Annotated in this window: 13 protein-coding genes; 5 read left to right on the top strand and 8 right to left on the bottom strand. The window is 68.9% G+C overall.

Annotated elements, in window-relative coordinates; all coding sequences use genetic code 11:
- Positions 1-12: 12 nt before the first annotated feature.
- Genes ABTY98_RS20490 through ABTY98_RS20480 form a run of 3 tightly spaced genes read left to right on the top strand, consistent with a single transcriptional unit; the run spans position 13 to position 3,016 of the window.
- A complete protein-coding gene (locus ABTY98_RS20490; protein WP_352222346.1) occupies positions 13-1,044 on the top strand; it encodes a helix-turn-helix transcriptional regulator in 1,032 nt (343 codons plus the stop codon).
- A complete protein-coding gene (locus ABTY98_RS20485; protein WP_352222345.1) occupies positions 1,041-2,039 on the top strand; it encodes a helix-turn-helix transcriptional regulator in 999 nt (332 codons plus the stop codon). Before ABTY98_RS20490 ends, ABTY98_RS20485 begins: the two co-directional genes overlap by 4 nt.
- Positions 2,036-3,016 (top strand): helix-turn-helix transcriptional regulator, encoded by a 981-nt coding sequence (locus tag ABTY98_RS20480; protein WP_352222344.1) that lies wholly within the window; start codon positions 2,036-2,038, stop codon positions 3,014-3,016. The genes ABTY98_RS20485 and ABTY98_RS20480 overlap by 4 nt, the downstream gene beginning before the upstream one ends.
- Here ABTY98_RS20480 and ABTY98_RS20475 read toward each other — a convergent pair.
- Positions 2,979-4,031 (bottom strand): helix-turn-helix transcriptional regulator, encoded by a 1,053-nt coding sequence (locus ABTY98_RS20475; protein ID WP_352222343.1) that lies wholly within the window; start codon positions 4,029-4,031, stop codon positions 2,979-2,981. The two genes, ABTY98_RS20480 and ABTY98_RS20475, sit on opposite strands and share 38 nt — an antisense overlap.
- 877 nt (positions 4,032-4,908) lie before the next feature.
- Complete coding sequence (locus tag ABTY98_RS20465; RefSeq protein WP_352222342.1) at positions 4,909-6,021, bottom strand: sugar ABC transporter substrate-binding protein; 1,113 nt, start codon at positions 6,019-6,021, stop codon at positions 4,909-4,911.
- A gap of 293 nt (positions 6,022-6,314) precedes the next feature.
- On the opposite strand from ABTY98_RS20465, the gene ABTY98_RS20460 reads away from it, so the two are divergent.
- Positions 6,315-6,905 carry a PA14 domain-containing protein gene (locus ABTY98_RS20460; RefSeq protein ID WP_352222341.1) on the top strand — a complete coding sequence of 197 codons (591 nt, stop codon included), beginning with the start codon at positions 6,315-6,317 and terminating at the stop codon, positions 6,903-6,905.
- Here ABTY98_RS20460 and ABTY98_RS20455 read toward each other — a convergent pair.
- From ABTY98_RS20455 to ABTY98_RS20435, 5 genes are all read right to left on the bottom strand, one after another.
- Positions 6,902-7,363: a heat shock protein transcriptional repressor HspR gene (locus tag ABTY98_RS20455; RefSeq protein WP_352222340.1), complete on the bottom strand. Its 462-nt coding sequence runs from the start codon at positions 7,361-7,363 to the stop codon at positions 6,902-6,904. The two genes, ABTY98_RS20460 and ABTY98_RS20455, sit on opposite strands and share 4 nt — an antisense overlap.
- A gap of 5 nt (positions 7,364-7,368) precedes the next feature.
- Positions 7,369-8,541 (bottom strand): molecular chaperone DnaJ, encoded by a 1,173-nt coding sequence (dnaJ, locus tag ABTY98_RS20450; RefSeq protein ID WP_352222339.1) that lies wholly within the window; start codon positions 8,539-8,541, stop codon positions 7,369-7,371.
- A gap of 45 nt (positions 8,542-8,586) precedes the next feature.
- Positions 8,587-9,243: a nucleotide exchange factor GrpE gene (gene grpE / locus ABTY98_RS20445; protein ID WP_352222338.1), complete on the bottom strand. Its 657-nt coding sequence runs from the start codon at positions 9,241-9,243 to the stop codon at positions 8,587-8,589.
- Positions 9,240-11,072: a molecular chaperone DnaK gene (gene dnaK / locus ABTY98_RS20440; RefSeq protein WP_352222337.1), complete on the bottom strand. Its 1,833-nt coding sequence runs from the start codon at positions 11,070-11,072 to the stop codon at positions 9,240-9,242. The genes grpE and dnaK overlap by 4 nt, the downstream gene beginning before the upstream one ends.
- 94 nt (positions 11,073-11,166) lie before the next feature.
- Positions 11,167-12,186 (bottom strand): MraY family glycosyltransferase, encoded by a 1,020-nt coding sequence (locus tag ABTY98_RS20435; RefSeq protein WP_352222336.1) that lies wholly within the window; start codon positions 12,184-12,186, stop codon positions 11,167-11,169.
- A gap of 244 nt (positions 12,187-12,430) precedes the next feature.
- Here ABTY98_RS20435 and ABTY98_RS20430 point away from each other — a divergent pair, with 244 nt between their 5' ends.
- The gene (locus ABTY98_RS20430) at positions 12,431-14,698 is read left to right on the top strand and encodes a (Fe-S)-binding protein (protein ID WP_352222335.1); all 2,268 of its coding nucleotides are present in this window, start codon (positions 12,431-12,433) and stop codon (positions 14,696-14,698) included.
- A gap of 72 nt (positions 14,699-14,770) precedes the next feature.
- Here ABTY98_RS20430 and ABTY98_RS20425 read toward each other — a convergent pair whose 3' ends face one another.
- A complete protein-coding gene (locus tag ABTY98_RS20425; RefSeq protein WP_352222334.1) occupies positions 14,771-14,986 on the bottom strand; it encodes a DUF4177 domain-containing protein in 216 nt (71 codons plus the stop codon).
- Positions 14,987-15,177 lie beyond the last annotated feature (191 nt).

Raw genomic sequence — 15,177 nt, 5'->3', positions numbered from 1 at the left:
TCATGTTCCTGCATGTTCAGGACCCTGGGGGGTGGAGTTTTGGTAACAAGTCACTCAAACGCGACACATCCCCACGCCTCGAACGAGCTGTGCACGGAGGGTAGTCGTCTGTATGCGGCCGCTCTGCGCGCGGGACGGATTGCCCGCGCGGACGCGGAACCGGCTCCCTGCCTGATGGAGTCTGCCCTGCTGCACCCCGATCCCGACGATCCGAACTGGTTGCGCCCGGTGCCGCCGGCGATCGCACTGGCCCAGCGTCTCAACCCCCTCGAGCGCGAGATCAGCGCACGCCGTCAGCTGGCCACCGACATCGCCGGCACCTTCGAGCCCTTCCTGTCCATCGGCGGTCAGTCCGCGTCGGGCGGCGGCTCGATCACGGTGCTGGAGGGCGGCGAGCGCATCAACGCCGCGCTCAACCTGGCCACGGCGCAGTGCCACACGGAGATGCTCACCGTCCAGCCGAGCGACCGCGTCTCCGAGCAGAGCGTGCTGCGCGGGCTGGAACGCGACAAGCCACTCATAGAGCGTGGTGTTCGGATCCGGACCCTGTACCAGCACACCGCCCGCTACAGCCAGGAGAAGCTGGCCTACGCGGCCCAGCTCGCCGACGGCAAGGTGGAGTACCGCTCCATAGACGAGCTGGTGGAACGGCTCATCATCTGTGACGAGGCGGTCGCCTTCATCCCCATCCGGGACGACCAGCAGGTCGCTCTGGAACTGCGCCATCCGGGCCTGGTCCGCTATCTGGTCAAGGTGTTCGAGTTCATGTGGGCCAGAGCGGTTCCGCTGAGCGCCGGCACCCCCTATGAAACGGCCGCCGACGGCATAACCGACATCCAGCACTCGATCGCGAAGCTGCTCGTCGAGGGGCACGTCGACGAGGCCATCGCGCGTCGGCTGGGCATGAACGTCCGCACCTGCCGGGCCCATATCGCCAAGCTGGCCCAAGCGCTTGGCAGCGGCAGCCGGGCGCAGCTCGGCTACCTGATCGCCCAGTCCGGGATCCTGGACCAGAAGCTCCCCGAGGAGGGCGGCACCCGGTGACTTCCGCCCCGCACCCCGAGCACGGCGTCGAGGACCTGTGCGCCGCGGGGACGGAACTGTACGAGCGAGCCCTGGGCAAAGGGCATATACCGGCCGGGGACGCCGCCGAGGCACCCTGTCTCGTCGACCTCGGCCTGCTGCACCCAGCACTGGACGACCTCGGCCGGCTGGAGCCCGTGCCCCCCACCGTCGCCCTGAACCGGCTGCTGCGCGGCGGTCGCGCCCGCATCGCCGAGGAGTGGCGGCGGGAGGAGCTCCTGGTGGAGTACCTCGAACCGCTGACCCGCATCGAACACCGGCCCACCACGACGGCCGACACCCCGCCACTGCGGCTGCTGAACGGCACCCGGCGGATCAACCAGGCCATCGACGAGGCCATGGCGCAGGCCCAGCGGGAAGTCCTGTGCATCCAGCCGCACGCGGGCATGGTCGGCGAGCGCGGCACCGCCGCGTACACCGCCTCCTACGACCGCGACAAGGCGTTCCTGGACCGGGGCGGCCGGATCCGCACGCTCTACCAGCAGACCCTCTTCCATCTGCCGAACGTGTACGGCTATGCCGAGGAGATGGCGGGCGACAACGTGGCCCGGGGCCTGGACGAGGTGCCCGCCCGGCTGTTCGTCATCGACCGCGGCGTCGCCTTCCTGCCCGCCGACGATGACGGGAAATCCGCCCTGGAAGTCCACCACCCGGCGGTGATCACGTACTTCGTCACCATCTTCGACCGCTTCTGGCGCCTGGCCACGCCCATGTTCCCCAAGGCCGAACATCGCCCCACCGTCAACGGCATCACCCCCCGCCAGCAGGCCATCGCCGCCCTCCTCGTCGAAGGCCACACCGACGCAGTCATCGCCGAACGCCTCGGCATGAACGTCCGCACCGCACGTGTCCACATCGCCAAGCTCGCCGCCACCCTCGGCAGCGACAGCCGCGCCCAACTCGGCTACCTCATCGGACGCTCAGGGATCCTCGATCAATCGGAGGCAGCTCCATGAGCCGCTGTGATCACTGCGTCGAGGAGCTGTGCGCCGCCGGGGCGAAGTTGTACGAACGCGCCTTGAACGAGGGGCACGTATCTGCTCAGGACGCCGCCGAGGCCCCCTGTCTCACCGACTTCGGTCTCCTCCACCCCGCCCTCGACGACCTCGGCCGGCTTGAACCCGTCGCCCCCACCGCGGCCCTGCACCGCCTGCTGCGTTCCTCCGCGGCCCGTATCGCCGACGAACGCCGACGCGAGGAACGGCTGGTACGACAGTTCGAGGCCCTGATGCGGGTCAGCGATACGCACATGGCCGACACCCAATCCCCCATCCTACGGCTGCACAGCGGCACCAAGCCGATCAACCAGGCCATCACCGACGCGATGGCCGAAGCCGATCAAGAGGTGCTCGGTATCCAGTCGCACTCCGGACTGGCCGGGACTCGTGGACGTGCCGCCGCCTCCGCCGCCTGGGAGCGGGACCAGGCGGTCCTCGACCGTGGGGCCCGTATCCGGGCCCTTTACCAGCACACCCTGCCCCATGTGCCGACCGTGTTCGGCGGGTTCGAGCGGCTGCGCGGCGACATCGAGGTGCGGGGGCTGGACGAGCTGCCCGACCGGCTGTTCGTCATCGACCGCGCCGTCGCCTTCCTACCCGCCGCCGATAACAGCAGCCTGGCCCTGGAGGTCCGTCATCCCGCGCTGATCACGTACTTCGTCACCGCCTTCGACCGGCTGTGGCGGCTGGCCACGCCCATCTACCCGCACCGGGAGCACCGCCCCACCGTCAACGGCATCACCCCCCGCCAGCAGGCCATCGCCGCCCTCCTCGTCGAAGGCCACACCGACGCCGTCATCGCCGAACGCCTCGGCATGAACATCCGTACCGCCCGCGACCACATCGCCAAGCTCGCCGCCACCCTCGGCAGCGACAGCCGCGCCCAACTCGGCTATCTCATCGGACGCTCGGGGATCCTTGATCAGGAAGGCTGATCGCGGCAGGCGGCCCGCTCGTCCCGCCCGGCGGCCGGTCCAGCCCCACCTGTGCTATCCGCACGCCCAGCTGGGTACGGCTGGCCGCGCCCAGCGTCTCGGAGAGGCGGGCGATGTGGGCGCGGCAGGTACGGACGCTGATGCCCAGGCGTTCGGCGATGACGGCGTCCTGGTGGCCCTCCGCCAGCAGCGCCGCGATGGACTGCTCGCGGTGTGAGATGCCCTCGATGCCGGTGTCGGGGAGAGGTGCGGTGAGGGGGATCGCGAGGCGCCAGAGGCGTTCGAAGACGGTGACGAAGTACTCGACCAGGGCGGGGTGGCGCAGTTCCAGGGCCATCGTGCGGTCGGCGTTGGCGGGGATGAAGGCGACCGTGCGGTCGAAGAGGATGAGGCGGTCGATGACCTCGTCGAGGGTCCGGGCCTCCACCGCGTCACCCATCAGCTCCAGGTAGTTGAGCAGGCCCTGGCCGTGCCGGGCGACATGCGTGTACAGGTCCCGCATGCGCACGCCCCGGCCGCGCAGGGCGACCGCCCGGTGCAGGCCCTCGGTCAGCTCCGACTCGCGGCGGATACCGCCCGGCTGCACGGTCAGCACCTCGCTGGTGCACGCCTCCGTCGCCTCGTCCATCGCCGCCTGGATCCGGGACAGCCCGTCCAGGACCCGGATCGCCGCCGTGCCCTCGGCGGAGGCCGACGCGACCTGCAACTGCCGTCCCAGACCGGCGTACCGCTCGAAGGCCGCCACCGCCGAGCCCACCCGCCGCTGGCTGTCGGTGACCTCGTCGTAGACCCCGCGCAGCAGCTGGGTCATGACCTCCTGCGGGGAGGTCGGCACCAGCCAGTCCATGTCGTCGGGGTCCGGATGCAGCAGCGCCAGCTCCAGCAGACACGGCACCGCGTCGGCGTCCGTGCGCGGCACCCGGCCTCGGCGCACGGCACGGGAATACACGCGATCCCCGGCGGCGCACAGTCGGTCGGCACCGTGTGGATGCTTCTCCGTCCCGTGCCCGGCCATCGCCCATTCCACCCCCGGTTTGCTGCCTCTTCCGCAGCGCAACTATGAGCGGTCCGGACCGGGTCCGCAACACGGCTCCCTTCACACCGGGCGTCGTAACACACCGGTACGCTCCGGTATCTCCCCGCCTCCGCAGCCCGCACTGCAACAAGATGACGGTGGTGGCGGCGGGTTCACGGGGGCATCGTTTGCGGTGCTTCCCACGGGTGTTCGCCGGACACCCGCCGGGGCCCCGGGCCATCCTCCCCCGATCGGACCGGGGTTCCCGCAACGCGCCCACGGGGGAGGCGCGTTGCGGGGAGGGCCGCTCGCGGGCACGTCACGCGGCAGACCTGGCGGATCCCCGAAATCCGCCGGTGATCACCGCGTTACGTGCCCGCTCCGACGTCTCATGGCGGACATCGTTGCCGCGTACGCGTTGGCGGAGAGGGTGCGGCCGGGTGAGGTCAGGACCGCCTACGAGCCGGTACTGGCGGCGACCGTACGAAGAGGCCTGGCCCAGCGGGTCCGGGCCCTGGAGGCCTGTCTCGCCGACGCCTACGGGCATGCCCGGGCCACCGAGGACCGGACGGTGCCCAGGCGGCTGCCGCTGTACGGTCACTCGCGAAGCTGTCATCGCCGAGCGTCCGGTCGCCCTCTCCGCCTCCCCCATCCTCGTGGGTGAACGCGTGGCACCCCGTCACGTTGACCTGGGCCCGTTCGCCCGGACCGGACGGTACGTCGAGTACGCCGACGCCGGCCCGGAGCCCGTGGACATGCGGCGGGTCCTGGATCAGCTCCCCTGATGGGCCGGCGCCTGAGCCGCGACGACAGCCGGCGGGTCGTCGTCCCCGGCCGGAGCCGCGTAGTGGCCCGCGGCAGCCGCCGGGTGGCGGGCCTACTTGAGGCCCGCCTCCGCGCACGCCGTCTTGTAGTCGGCGGTGCAGATCTGCGAGACCTTGTAGATGCCGTCCGCGACGACGGTGTCCTTGATCTTGCTCTTCGTCACGGCGCTGACCTGCACCAGCTGGGACGGGATGTTCTTGGTGGTGGGGCTGTCGACCTGGTCCTGGGTGAGCGCGTCGAACTGGATGTCCTTGCCCTGCACCTTGTAGACGGCCATCTCGGCGGCGGCCTCGGCCTCGTCCGGGTAGGGCTTGTAGACGGTCATGTACTGCTGGCCGGCGAGGATCCGCTGAATGGCGTCGAGGTCGGCGTCCTGGCCGGTGATCGGCGGCATGTTGGTGAAGCCGGCCGCCTTGAGGGCCTTGACGATGCCGCCCGCCATCGCGTCGTTCGCGGAGTAGACGGCGGCGATGTTGTCCTTGCCGATCGCGTTGATCGCCTTGGTGGTCTCCTGCTCGGCGATATCCGGGTCCCAGTCCTTGGTGTCGAACGAGGCCGCGGACGGGATCGTCACCTTGCCGTTCAGTTCGGACAGGGCGCCCGTCTTGAACTGCTTGGCGTTCGGGTCCGTCGGCGAGCCGTTGATCATGATGACCTTGTCGGAGGTGTCTACGTTCGGCCCGAGGCCCTCAAGGAGCGTACGGGCCTGCACCTCGCCGACGAGCTCGTTGTCGAAGGAGACGTAGGCGTCGATCGGGCCCTCGGCGAGGCGGTCGTAGGCGATGACCGGGATGCCCACGTCCTTGGCCTTCTTCACCGTGCCCGCGATGGCGTGCGAGTCGACCGCGTCCAGGACGATGACGTCGACCTTGTCGTCGATCATCTTCTGCATCTGCTCGGCCTGCTTGGAGGCGATCGACCCGGCGTTGGCGTACTCGATCCGGCCCTGCTTGTTCGTGAGCTCGGCGATCTTGGCCTTCATGATCGGGTAGTCGAAGTTTCTGTACCGGGCGTTGATGATGTCCGGCATCAGCACACCCACCGTGATGTCGTTGCCCTTGGTCGGGCTCGCGGTGCTCGACGATCCCGTCGCGTTGAGCACGCCGCAGCCGGCGAGCGAGAGGGTCATCGTGGACGCGGCCACAAACATGGCTATTCGACGCATACGGGGGCTCACTTCAGTGCGTTCCGGACATGGGGCTGCTTGCGACCCAGATGTCTGAAAAGACAACGCGTACGCCACACCCGGCGTCAAGCGGAACTACTTAACGAGTGCGCAACACTACCCTCCGCTGCACCTGTGAAGGGCAAGCGGAACCGCCTCCAAACTGCCTTTACGGACCCTCCACTCAAAGGGAGTTCACGGGTGGGCAAAGATCAGTACAACCAACTCCATTCCTCATGGGTCGACATCGGTAACGGCCGTCTCCGTCGTCACGGATACGCCCAGAGGATCGAATGAACCCAGCCAGACGCACCGCGGCCGTCACCGCATCGGCGGCCACGAACTGCGCCTCACCCGTCTACAAACGGGAGTTGTTCGCGGACACGACGTTCAAGGGCACACCGAAGAAGACCGACTGCGACTCCGCGATCAGCGAGAGCTGGAGCGGCGCCCCCGCCTCCGGCCTCCCGAAGGACGACTTCGGCTCCGGCGGCACCTTCGCCCTCGCCGTCTCCGGGCTCGACGGGATCCGGGTGTACGTCGACGGCGGCCGCAAGGTCGACCTGTGGAAGAACACCACCAGGACGGTGACCAAGACGCTCGACGTCACCGTCCCCCAGGGCAGGCACACCCCGCGGATCGACTACGTGAACCGGACCGGCGCCGCCAAGGTCGAGTTCACGTACACGCCCCTCACGTCGGCCGGCGTCGACAAGACCAAGCCCCGGCCGGGACTTCGGTCACGTACGACTCCACGACCGGCAAGGCGCGGCTCACCTGGACGGCCAACAAGCCGACCGGACGGTCGGCGCACCCGCCGAGTGACACGCGAGGGCCCGGAGGTTCAGGCGAACCTCCGGGCCCCTTCGCACAGGTGCTGCTAGTCCTTGGCCTTCTTCGGCCGCCACACCACCAGTGCGCTGGTCTGCTGGACCTCCTGATACGGCACCAGGTCGCGGCGGTACGAGGCGTGTACCGCTGCTTCCCGCTGCTGCATGGCGGCCGCCGCGCCGTCCAGGGCCGCTTCCATCTCCGCCACGCGGGCCTGGAGGGCGACGACCTGGTTCTCCAGTTCGATGATGCGCTTGATGCCGGCCAGGTTGATGCCCTCGTCCTGCGACAACGTCTGCACCTGGCGGAGCAGTTCGATGTCGCGGGCCGAGTAGCGGCGGCCCCGCCCGGCCGTGCGATCGGGCGAGACGAGGCCGAGGCGGTCGTACTGGCGCAGCGTCTGCGGGTGCAGTCCGGAGAGCTGGGCCGCCACCGAGATGACGTAGACCGGGGTCTCCTCGGTCAGTTCGTACGGCCCGCGGAAATTGTCACTGCGTCGACGGCCGTCCATCCCTGTCATGCTCCCTTCGCGGCCTCGAACAGCTCGGCGCGCGGGTCCTCGCCCGCGGTCGCCTCGCGGTACGCCTCCAGTGCGTCACGAGCATTCCCCGACAGGTCCTTCGGGACACTCACCTCGACGGTGACCAGGAGGTCGCCGCGGGTGCCGTCCTTGCGGACCGCGCCCTTGCCACGGGCGCGCATGGTGCGGCCGTTGGGCGTGCCCGGGGGCAGCTTGAGGGTGACCGGCGGTCCGCCCAGGGTGGGCACCCTGACCTCGCCGCCGAGCGCCGCCTCGGTGAAGGTCACCGGGACGGTCACCGTGAGGTTGTCCTCCTTGCGGCCGAACACCGGGTGGGTGTCGACGTGGACCATGACGTACAGGTCGCCCGCCGGGCCGCCCCGCTCGCCCGGTGCGCCCTTGCCGCGCAGCCGGATCCGCTGGCCGTCCGTCACCCCTGCCGGGATCCGGACCTGCATGGTGCGCGACGACTTGGCGCGGCCGCTGCCCTTGCAGTCAGGGCAGGGGTTCTCCGCGATCAGGCCGCGGCCCTTGCAGTCCGGGCAGGGGTCGGTGAGCGAGAAGCCGCCGCCCGATCCCCGCGCCACCTGGCCGGTGCCGACGCAGGTCGGGCACACACGCGGTGTGCCGTTCGCGTCGCCGGTGCCCGAACAGGCCTTGCAGGGGGCCTGCGAGGACATCCGCAGCGGGACCGTGGCACCCTCGATGGCCTCCGTGAAGCTGAGCGTGACCTCGGACTCGATGTCCTGGCCGCGCCGGGGCTGGGTGCGCGTGCCCGCGCCGCCGCCCCGGTTGAACAAGCCCCCCAGGACGTCGCCGAAACCGCCGCCGAAGCCGCCCCCGCCCTGTTGCGCGGTGCCCCCGAAGAGGTCGCCCAGGTCGAAGTTGAAGTTGCCGCCGCCCGCGCCCGGCCCGGGGCGGAAGCCACCGTTGCCGAAGAGGGCGCGCGCCTCGTCGTACTCCTTGCGCTTCTTGGGGTCGCCGAGGATGTCGTTGGCCTCGGAGATCTCCTTGAAGCGCTCCTCGGCCCTGACGTTGCCCTTGTTGGCGTCCGGGTGGAACTCGCGGGCGAGCTTCCGGTACGCCTTCTTGATCTCGGCCTCGGTGGCGTCCTTGGGGACGCCGAGGACCTTGTAGTAGTCCTTCTCGATGAAGTCCTTGGTGCTCATCCCCGACGCGCCCCCTTTCCGGTGTTCCGCTCAATCTCTACGACTTCAGCCCTCCTCAGGGCCGTTGTCCTTGTCCTCGCCGGCCGGGGGGGCCTCGTCGGTCCCCTCGGCCTTCACCGCCTGCGCTCCCGGCTGCGGTTCGGCGACCGCCACCCGCGCGGGGCGGATGGTGCGCTCGCCGATGCGATACCCGGGCTGCAGAATCGCCACGCACGTCGTCTCGGTGACGTCCGGCGCATAGCTGTGCATCAGCGCCTCGTGGATCGTCGGGTCGAAGGGCTCGCCCTCCTTGCCGAACTGCTGGAGTCCCATCTTCGCCGCGACCGTCTCGAGCGACTCGGCCACCGACTTGAAACCACCGACCAGTTCGCCGTGTTCCCGTGCGCGGCCGATGTCGTCGAGCACGGGCAGGAGTTCGGTCAGGAGGTTCGCGATGGCGATCTCCCGGACCGTGATCCGGTCGCGCTCCACTCGGCGGCGGTAGTTCTGGTACTCGGCCTGGAGGCGCTGGAGGTCCGCGGTGCGCTCGCCGAGCGCGGTGCGTACCTGGTCCAGCTGTGCGGTCAGACCGGTCAGTTCTGCGCTTGCGTCCCCGGCCGGGGCCGCCCCCTGTGCGGGAGCGGCCTTCGGCTCGGCGTCGTCGGGGGTGGCGCCGGAGGGGACGTCGGGCTTCTCCTCGAAGCCCGGGGTCTCCTCCGTCACGCGGCACCGTCCTTGCGCTCGTCGTCGACGATCTCGGCGTCCACCACGTCGTCGGCCTCAGCGGTGGGGGTACCACCGGCGGCGGCCTGCGAGGCCTGGGCGTCGGCGTACATGGCCTGGCCCAGCTTCTGGGAGACGGCCGCGACCTTCTCGGTGGCGGTGCGGATCTCGGCGGTGTCCTCGCCCTTGAGCGCGGCCTTCAGCTCCTCGACGGACGCCTCGACCTCGGTCTTGATCTCGCCCGGGACCTTGTCCTCGTTGTCCTTGAGGAACTTCTCGGTCTGGTAGACGAGCTGCTCGCCCTGGTTGCGGGTCTCGGCGGCCTCGCGGCGGCGGTGGTCCTCCTCCGCGTACTGCTCGGCCTCCTGGCGCATCCGGTCGACCTCGTCCTTCGGCAGCGAGGAGCCGCCGGTGACGGTCATCTTCTGCTCCTTGCCCGTGCCCAGGTCCTTCGCGGTCACGTGCATGATGCCGTTGGCGTCGATGTCGAAGGCGACCTCGATCTGCGGGACACCGCGCGGGGCCGGCGGCAGACCGGTCAGCTCGAACATCCCGAGCTTCTTGTTGTACGCCGCGATCTCGCGCTCGCCCTGGTAGACCTGGATCTGCACGGACGGCTGGTTGTCCTCGGCCGTCGTGAAGATCTCGGAGCGCTTCGTCGGGATCGTGGTGTTGCGCTCGATCAGCTTGGTCATGATGCCGCCCTTGGTCTCGATACCGAGGGACAGCGGGGTGACGTCGAGCAGCAGGACGTCCTTGACCTCACCCTTGAGGACACCGGCCTGGAGGGCGGCGCCGATGGCGACGACCTCGTCCGGGTTGACGCCCTTGTTGGCGTCCTTGCCGCCGGTCAGCTCCTTGACGAGCTCGGCGACGGCGGGCATACGGGTGGAGCCACCGACGAGGACGACGTGGTCGATCTCGCCGAGCTGGATGCCGGCGTCCTTGATGACGTTGTGGAACGGCGTCTTGCAGCGCTCAAGGAGGTCCGCGGTCAGCTGCTGGAACTGAGCGCGCGTCAGCTTCTCGTCCAGGTGCAGCGGGCCCTCGGCGGACGCCGTGATGTAGGGCAGGTTGATCGAGGTCTCGGTGGACGAGGACAGCTCGATCTTGGCCTTCTCGGCAGCCTCGCGGAGACGCTGGAGGGCCATCTTGTCCTTGCCGAGGTCCACGCCGTGACCGGACGCGAACTGCTTGACCAGGTAGTCGACGATGCGCTGGTCCCAGTCGTCACCACCGAGGTGGTTGTCGCCGTTCGTCGCCTTCACCTCGACGACGCCGTCGCCGATCTCCAGGAGGGACACGTCGAAGGTACCGCCACCGAGGTCGAAGACGAGGATCGTCTGGTCGTCCTTGTCGAGGCCGTAGGCCAGCGCCGCCGCGGTGGGCTCGTTGACGATACGCAGGACGTTCAGGCCCGCGATCTCGCCGGCCTCCTTCGTCGCCTGACGCTCGGAGTCGTTGAAGTACGCCGGGACGGTGATGACCGCGTCGGTCACCTTCTCACCCAGGTAGGCCTCCGCGTCCCGCTTCAGCTTCTGCAGGATGAACGCGGAGATCTGCTGCGGGTTGAAGTCCTTCCCGTCCAGCTGAATCTTCCAGTCGGTGCCCATGTGACGCTTGACCGACCGGATGGTGCGGTCCACGTTGGTGACCGCCTGGCGCTTGGCGACCTCGCCGACCAGAACCTCGCCGTTCTTGGCGAAGGCGACGACGGACGGCGTGGTCCGGGCACCCTCGGCGTTGGTGATGACGGTGGGCTCGCCGCCTTCAAGAACGCTGACGACAGAGTTAGTCGTGCCCAGGTCGATGCCGACCGCACGTGCCATGGTGATTTCCTCCAGCTGACTTGAGTGGAACGGACTCAAGTGTGCATCAAGCCTCGCCATGGGTCAACAGACCTGAGTCGCGACGGCTCAACTCTTATCCGTTCCTTACACGCAAGTGCCCGCTGACCTGCGTTGATTCCAGCCGACGGACCCCATAAACAGGCACCCGAAGGAGTAGGAGTACGACGCTGACGGTGACGCAGGCGACGCATGTGGCGCCGGTCCGCCCGACCCAGCCGCCGTGCACCAGCACCCCGACGAGCACCCCGGCGAAGGATGCGACACCGAGGACGACGGTCGCGCCCGGCGGGGTGAGCCCGAGCCGCCGCAACCGGTGCGCGAGATGGTCGGGCCCGCGCCGCAGCACCGGCCGCCCGGCGAGGAGCCGCGACAGTACGACGAGCAGCACGTCGGCGCTCGCGACGGCGGTGAGCGCGAACAGCACGCCCGCACTGGCGAAGGGGTCGTAACCGGTCCGCGTGATCAGCGCGGCCGCGGCCAGTACGAACCCCGCGAACAGCGAGCCGGTGGCGCCGAGGGCGATCCGCGCGGGATGCCAGTTGTGCATCAGGAACCCGGTGAGCGCGGCGGCGAGCACGCTCAGCAGGACGGCCAGCCCGTCCATGACCTCCGCGGCGGCACAGGCCCCGACCCCGAAGGCGGTGATCACCCCCACGGTCCCGGCGAGCCCGTCGGCGTGGTCGAGCCCCTTGAAGGCGACGGCGACAAAGGCGATCCACAGCACACCGAGCAGCCCTTCGACCACACCGAACTCCCCGTACGGCACCACACACGCGGCCGCCACAGCCGTACCGAACAGCAGGAACCGCGTCTTCAGCCGCCACACGTCGGCGACCAGCCCGAGCAGCGCCACGGCTCCCCCGGCGACCAGCAGCTCCCCGACCCCGGTACCGAGCGGTGCGGCACCGGTCCAGTCACCGGCGCCCGCGACCAGACAGGTGGCGCCCACGACCGCCAGCCCGCCCAGCACCGGCACAGGCCGCGCCCGCCGGCGGTCGACGAGCCCCAGCCGCAGGGCGAGCGGCCGGATCAGCGCGGCGAGGAGGGCGGCGAGCAGCAGGGCTGTGGTGGCGGCGGCGATCCCGTAGAGCACACGTCTAAATTAGACCTAAATGTAACAATTCCACACGAATAACACGAATAACACGATCACTTTGCCACCGCAAGGCAGCGGCAGGTCAGGCGCACCTCAGCGATTCAGATCACCCCGCACCTGACTACAGTGCGAGTAAAGATGCGGGTAGTCTCAGACCGACTGCATAAGTTACCGCTTAGTAATTTCGGGAACCCTCGCGAAGAGACCCGAAGAGACCCCTCGCAGGCCCGAGGAGCCCCCCATGCAACTCGCCGCGATCATCGTGTCGCTGGTTCTGATCGTGGTCGGCGTGGCGTTGTTCGCCCGCGCCGTCCTGCAGATCTACAACTTCATGCGGCTCGGCCAGAACGTGCCCGCCGGCACCCGTACCGACGAGCCCGTCCAGCGGACCGTCACGGTGGTCAGGGAGTTCCTCGGCCACACCCGGATGAACCGCTGGGGCATCGTCGGCGTGGCGCACTGGTTCGTCGCGGTCGGCTTCTTCTCCCTCCTGCTGACGATCGTCAACGCCGTCGGCCAGCTCTTCCAGGCCGACTGGCTGCTGCCGGTCATCGGCGAGTGGGCGCCGTACAACGTCTTCGTCGAGTTCATCGGCACCATGACGGTCCTCGGCATCCTGGTGCTGATCGTCATCCGCCAGCTGAGCAAGCCGAACCGGCCGGGCCGCAAGTCCCGCTTCGCCGGCTCCAACTTCGGCCAGGCGTACTTCGTCGAGACGGTCATCCTGATCGTCGGCGTCTGCATCTTCATGCTGCACGCCCTTGAGGGCGCCCAGCACCACGTGGATTCGTACGAGGCCTCCTTCTTCATCTCGTACCCGGTGGTGTCCTGGCTGCGGGGCATGGACGTCTCCACGCTCCAGAACCTCACCTACTTCTTCGCCGGCCTGAAGATCGCGACCTCCTTCATCTGGATGATCGTGGTCGCCCTGAAGACCGACATGGGCGTCGCCTGGCACCGCTTCCTGGCCTTCCCGAACATCTGGTTCAAGCGCAACGCCACCGGTGCGACCTCCCTGGGCGCCCTGCTGCCGATGACCTCCGGCGGCAAGCCGATCGACTTCACCGACCCCGGTGACGACGACGTCTTCGGTGTCTCCCAGGTCGAGCAGTTCTCCTGGAAGGGCCTGCTGGACTTCTCCACCTGCACCGAGTGCGGCCGCTGCCAGTCGCAGTGCCCCGCCTGGAACACCGGCAAGCCGCTCTCCCCCAAGCTGCTGATCATGTCGCTGCGCGACAACGCCCACGCCAAGGCGCCCTACCTGCTCGCGGGCGGCGGCAAGACCATGGAGGGCGAGGAGAAGGCTTCGCAGGAGCAGCTGGCGGGCGTCCCCGCGGCGGCTCTGGCGGAGGCCGAGCGCCCGCTGATCGGCACAGCCGAGGAGAACGGCGTCATCGACCCGGACGTCCTGTGGTCCTGCACCACCTGCGGCGCCTGTGTCGAGCAGTGCCCGGTGGACATCGAGCACGTCGACCACATCGTCGACATGCGCCGCTACCAGGTGATGATCGAGAGCGCCTTCCCCTCCGAGGCGGGCACGATGCTCAAGAACCTGGAGAAGAAGGGCAACCCCTGGGGCCTGGCCAAGAAGCAGCGCCTGGAGTGGCTCAAGGAGGTCGACTTCGAGGTCCCGGTCGTCGGCAAGGACATCGAGGACCTGACCGAGGTCGAGTACCTGTACTGGGTGGGCTGCGCGGGCTCCCTGGAGGACCGCGCCAAGAAGACCACCAAGGCCTTCGCGGAACTCCTCCACATCGCGGGCGTCAAGTTCGCGATCATGGGCGGCGACGAGAAGTGCACCGGCGACTCGGCGCGCAGGCTCGGCAACGAGCCGCTGTTCCAGGAGCTCGGCATGGAGAACGTGGCCGCGCTGAACATGGCCTTCGGCGAGGATGACGAGGATCCGGCGACGAAGAAGCCGAAGTCGGCCAAGAAGATCGTCGCCACCTGCCCGCACTGCCTCAACACCATCGGCAACGAGTACCCGCAGCTCGGCGGCGACTACGAGGTCATCCACCACACCCAGCTGCTCCAGCACCTGGTGGACGAGGGCAAGCTGGTCCCGGTCACCCCGGTCGAGGGCATCATCACCTACCACGACCCCTGCTACCTGGGCCGCCACAACAAGATCTACACGCCCCCGCGCGAGATCATCGCCAGCGTCCCGGGCCTGCGCAACGAGGAGATGCACCGCCACAAGGAGCGCGGCTTCTGCTGTGGCGCCGGCGGTGCCCGGATGTGGATGGAAGAGCGCATCGGCAAGCGCATCAACAACGAGCGCGTCGACGAGGCGCTGTCGGTGAACCCCGACATCGTCTCGACGGCCTGCCCCTTCTGCCTGGTGATGCTCACCGACTCGGTCAACGGCAAGAAGAACGACGGCAAGGCCAAGGAGTCCATCCAGGTGGTCGACGTGGCCCAGCTGCTCCTCGACTCGGTCAAGACCCCGGTCGACCCGGCGGGCGAGGCGGAGCAGGAGAGCGCGCCCGAGCCGGAGCCGGTGAAGTAACCCGTCAGCACACCGGAACGCCCCCCCGACCCGCTGTGGGTCGGGGGGGCGTTCCGGTGTGGTCTGCCTCGCTCAGCCGCGCGGGCGCTCGAAGGTCAGCAGCAGGCCCTCGACCGCGCCGGGACCTATCCGGCCCTTGACGTCGGCGGAGGTGATGGCCTTGAGGCCCCAGCCGTCCTCGGCGTGCTTGTTGAGGACCTTCTCCAGCTTGTCGCTGTCCAGCGCGTCGCCGATCAGCGACTCCCGGAAGGTGACGACCTTGTACTCGTACGCGTAGGCACTGCTCATGACTGCGGGATCCTCCTGCGGCGAAGCCGGTCGGGACGGGGTTGCCGGAGCCAGACAATCATCCCGGGGCCCCGCCCCACACCGCGGGACCGGAATGACGGGGCGCCGGTCGGGTCAGGCCGCGGTGGCCTTGCTCGACGTCGAGTGGCGCAGGTGCTCGATGCCGGTGTCGAGCGCTGCCCTGAGGTGGG

Source organism: Streptomyces sp. NPDC096040 (genome assembly GCF_040303265.1).
Lineage (GTDB): Bacteria > Actinomycetota > Actinomycetes > Streptomycetales > Streptomycetaceae > Streptomyces.
This window is presented reverse-complemented; position numbering and strand designations above follow the sequence as displayed.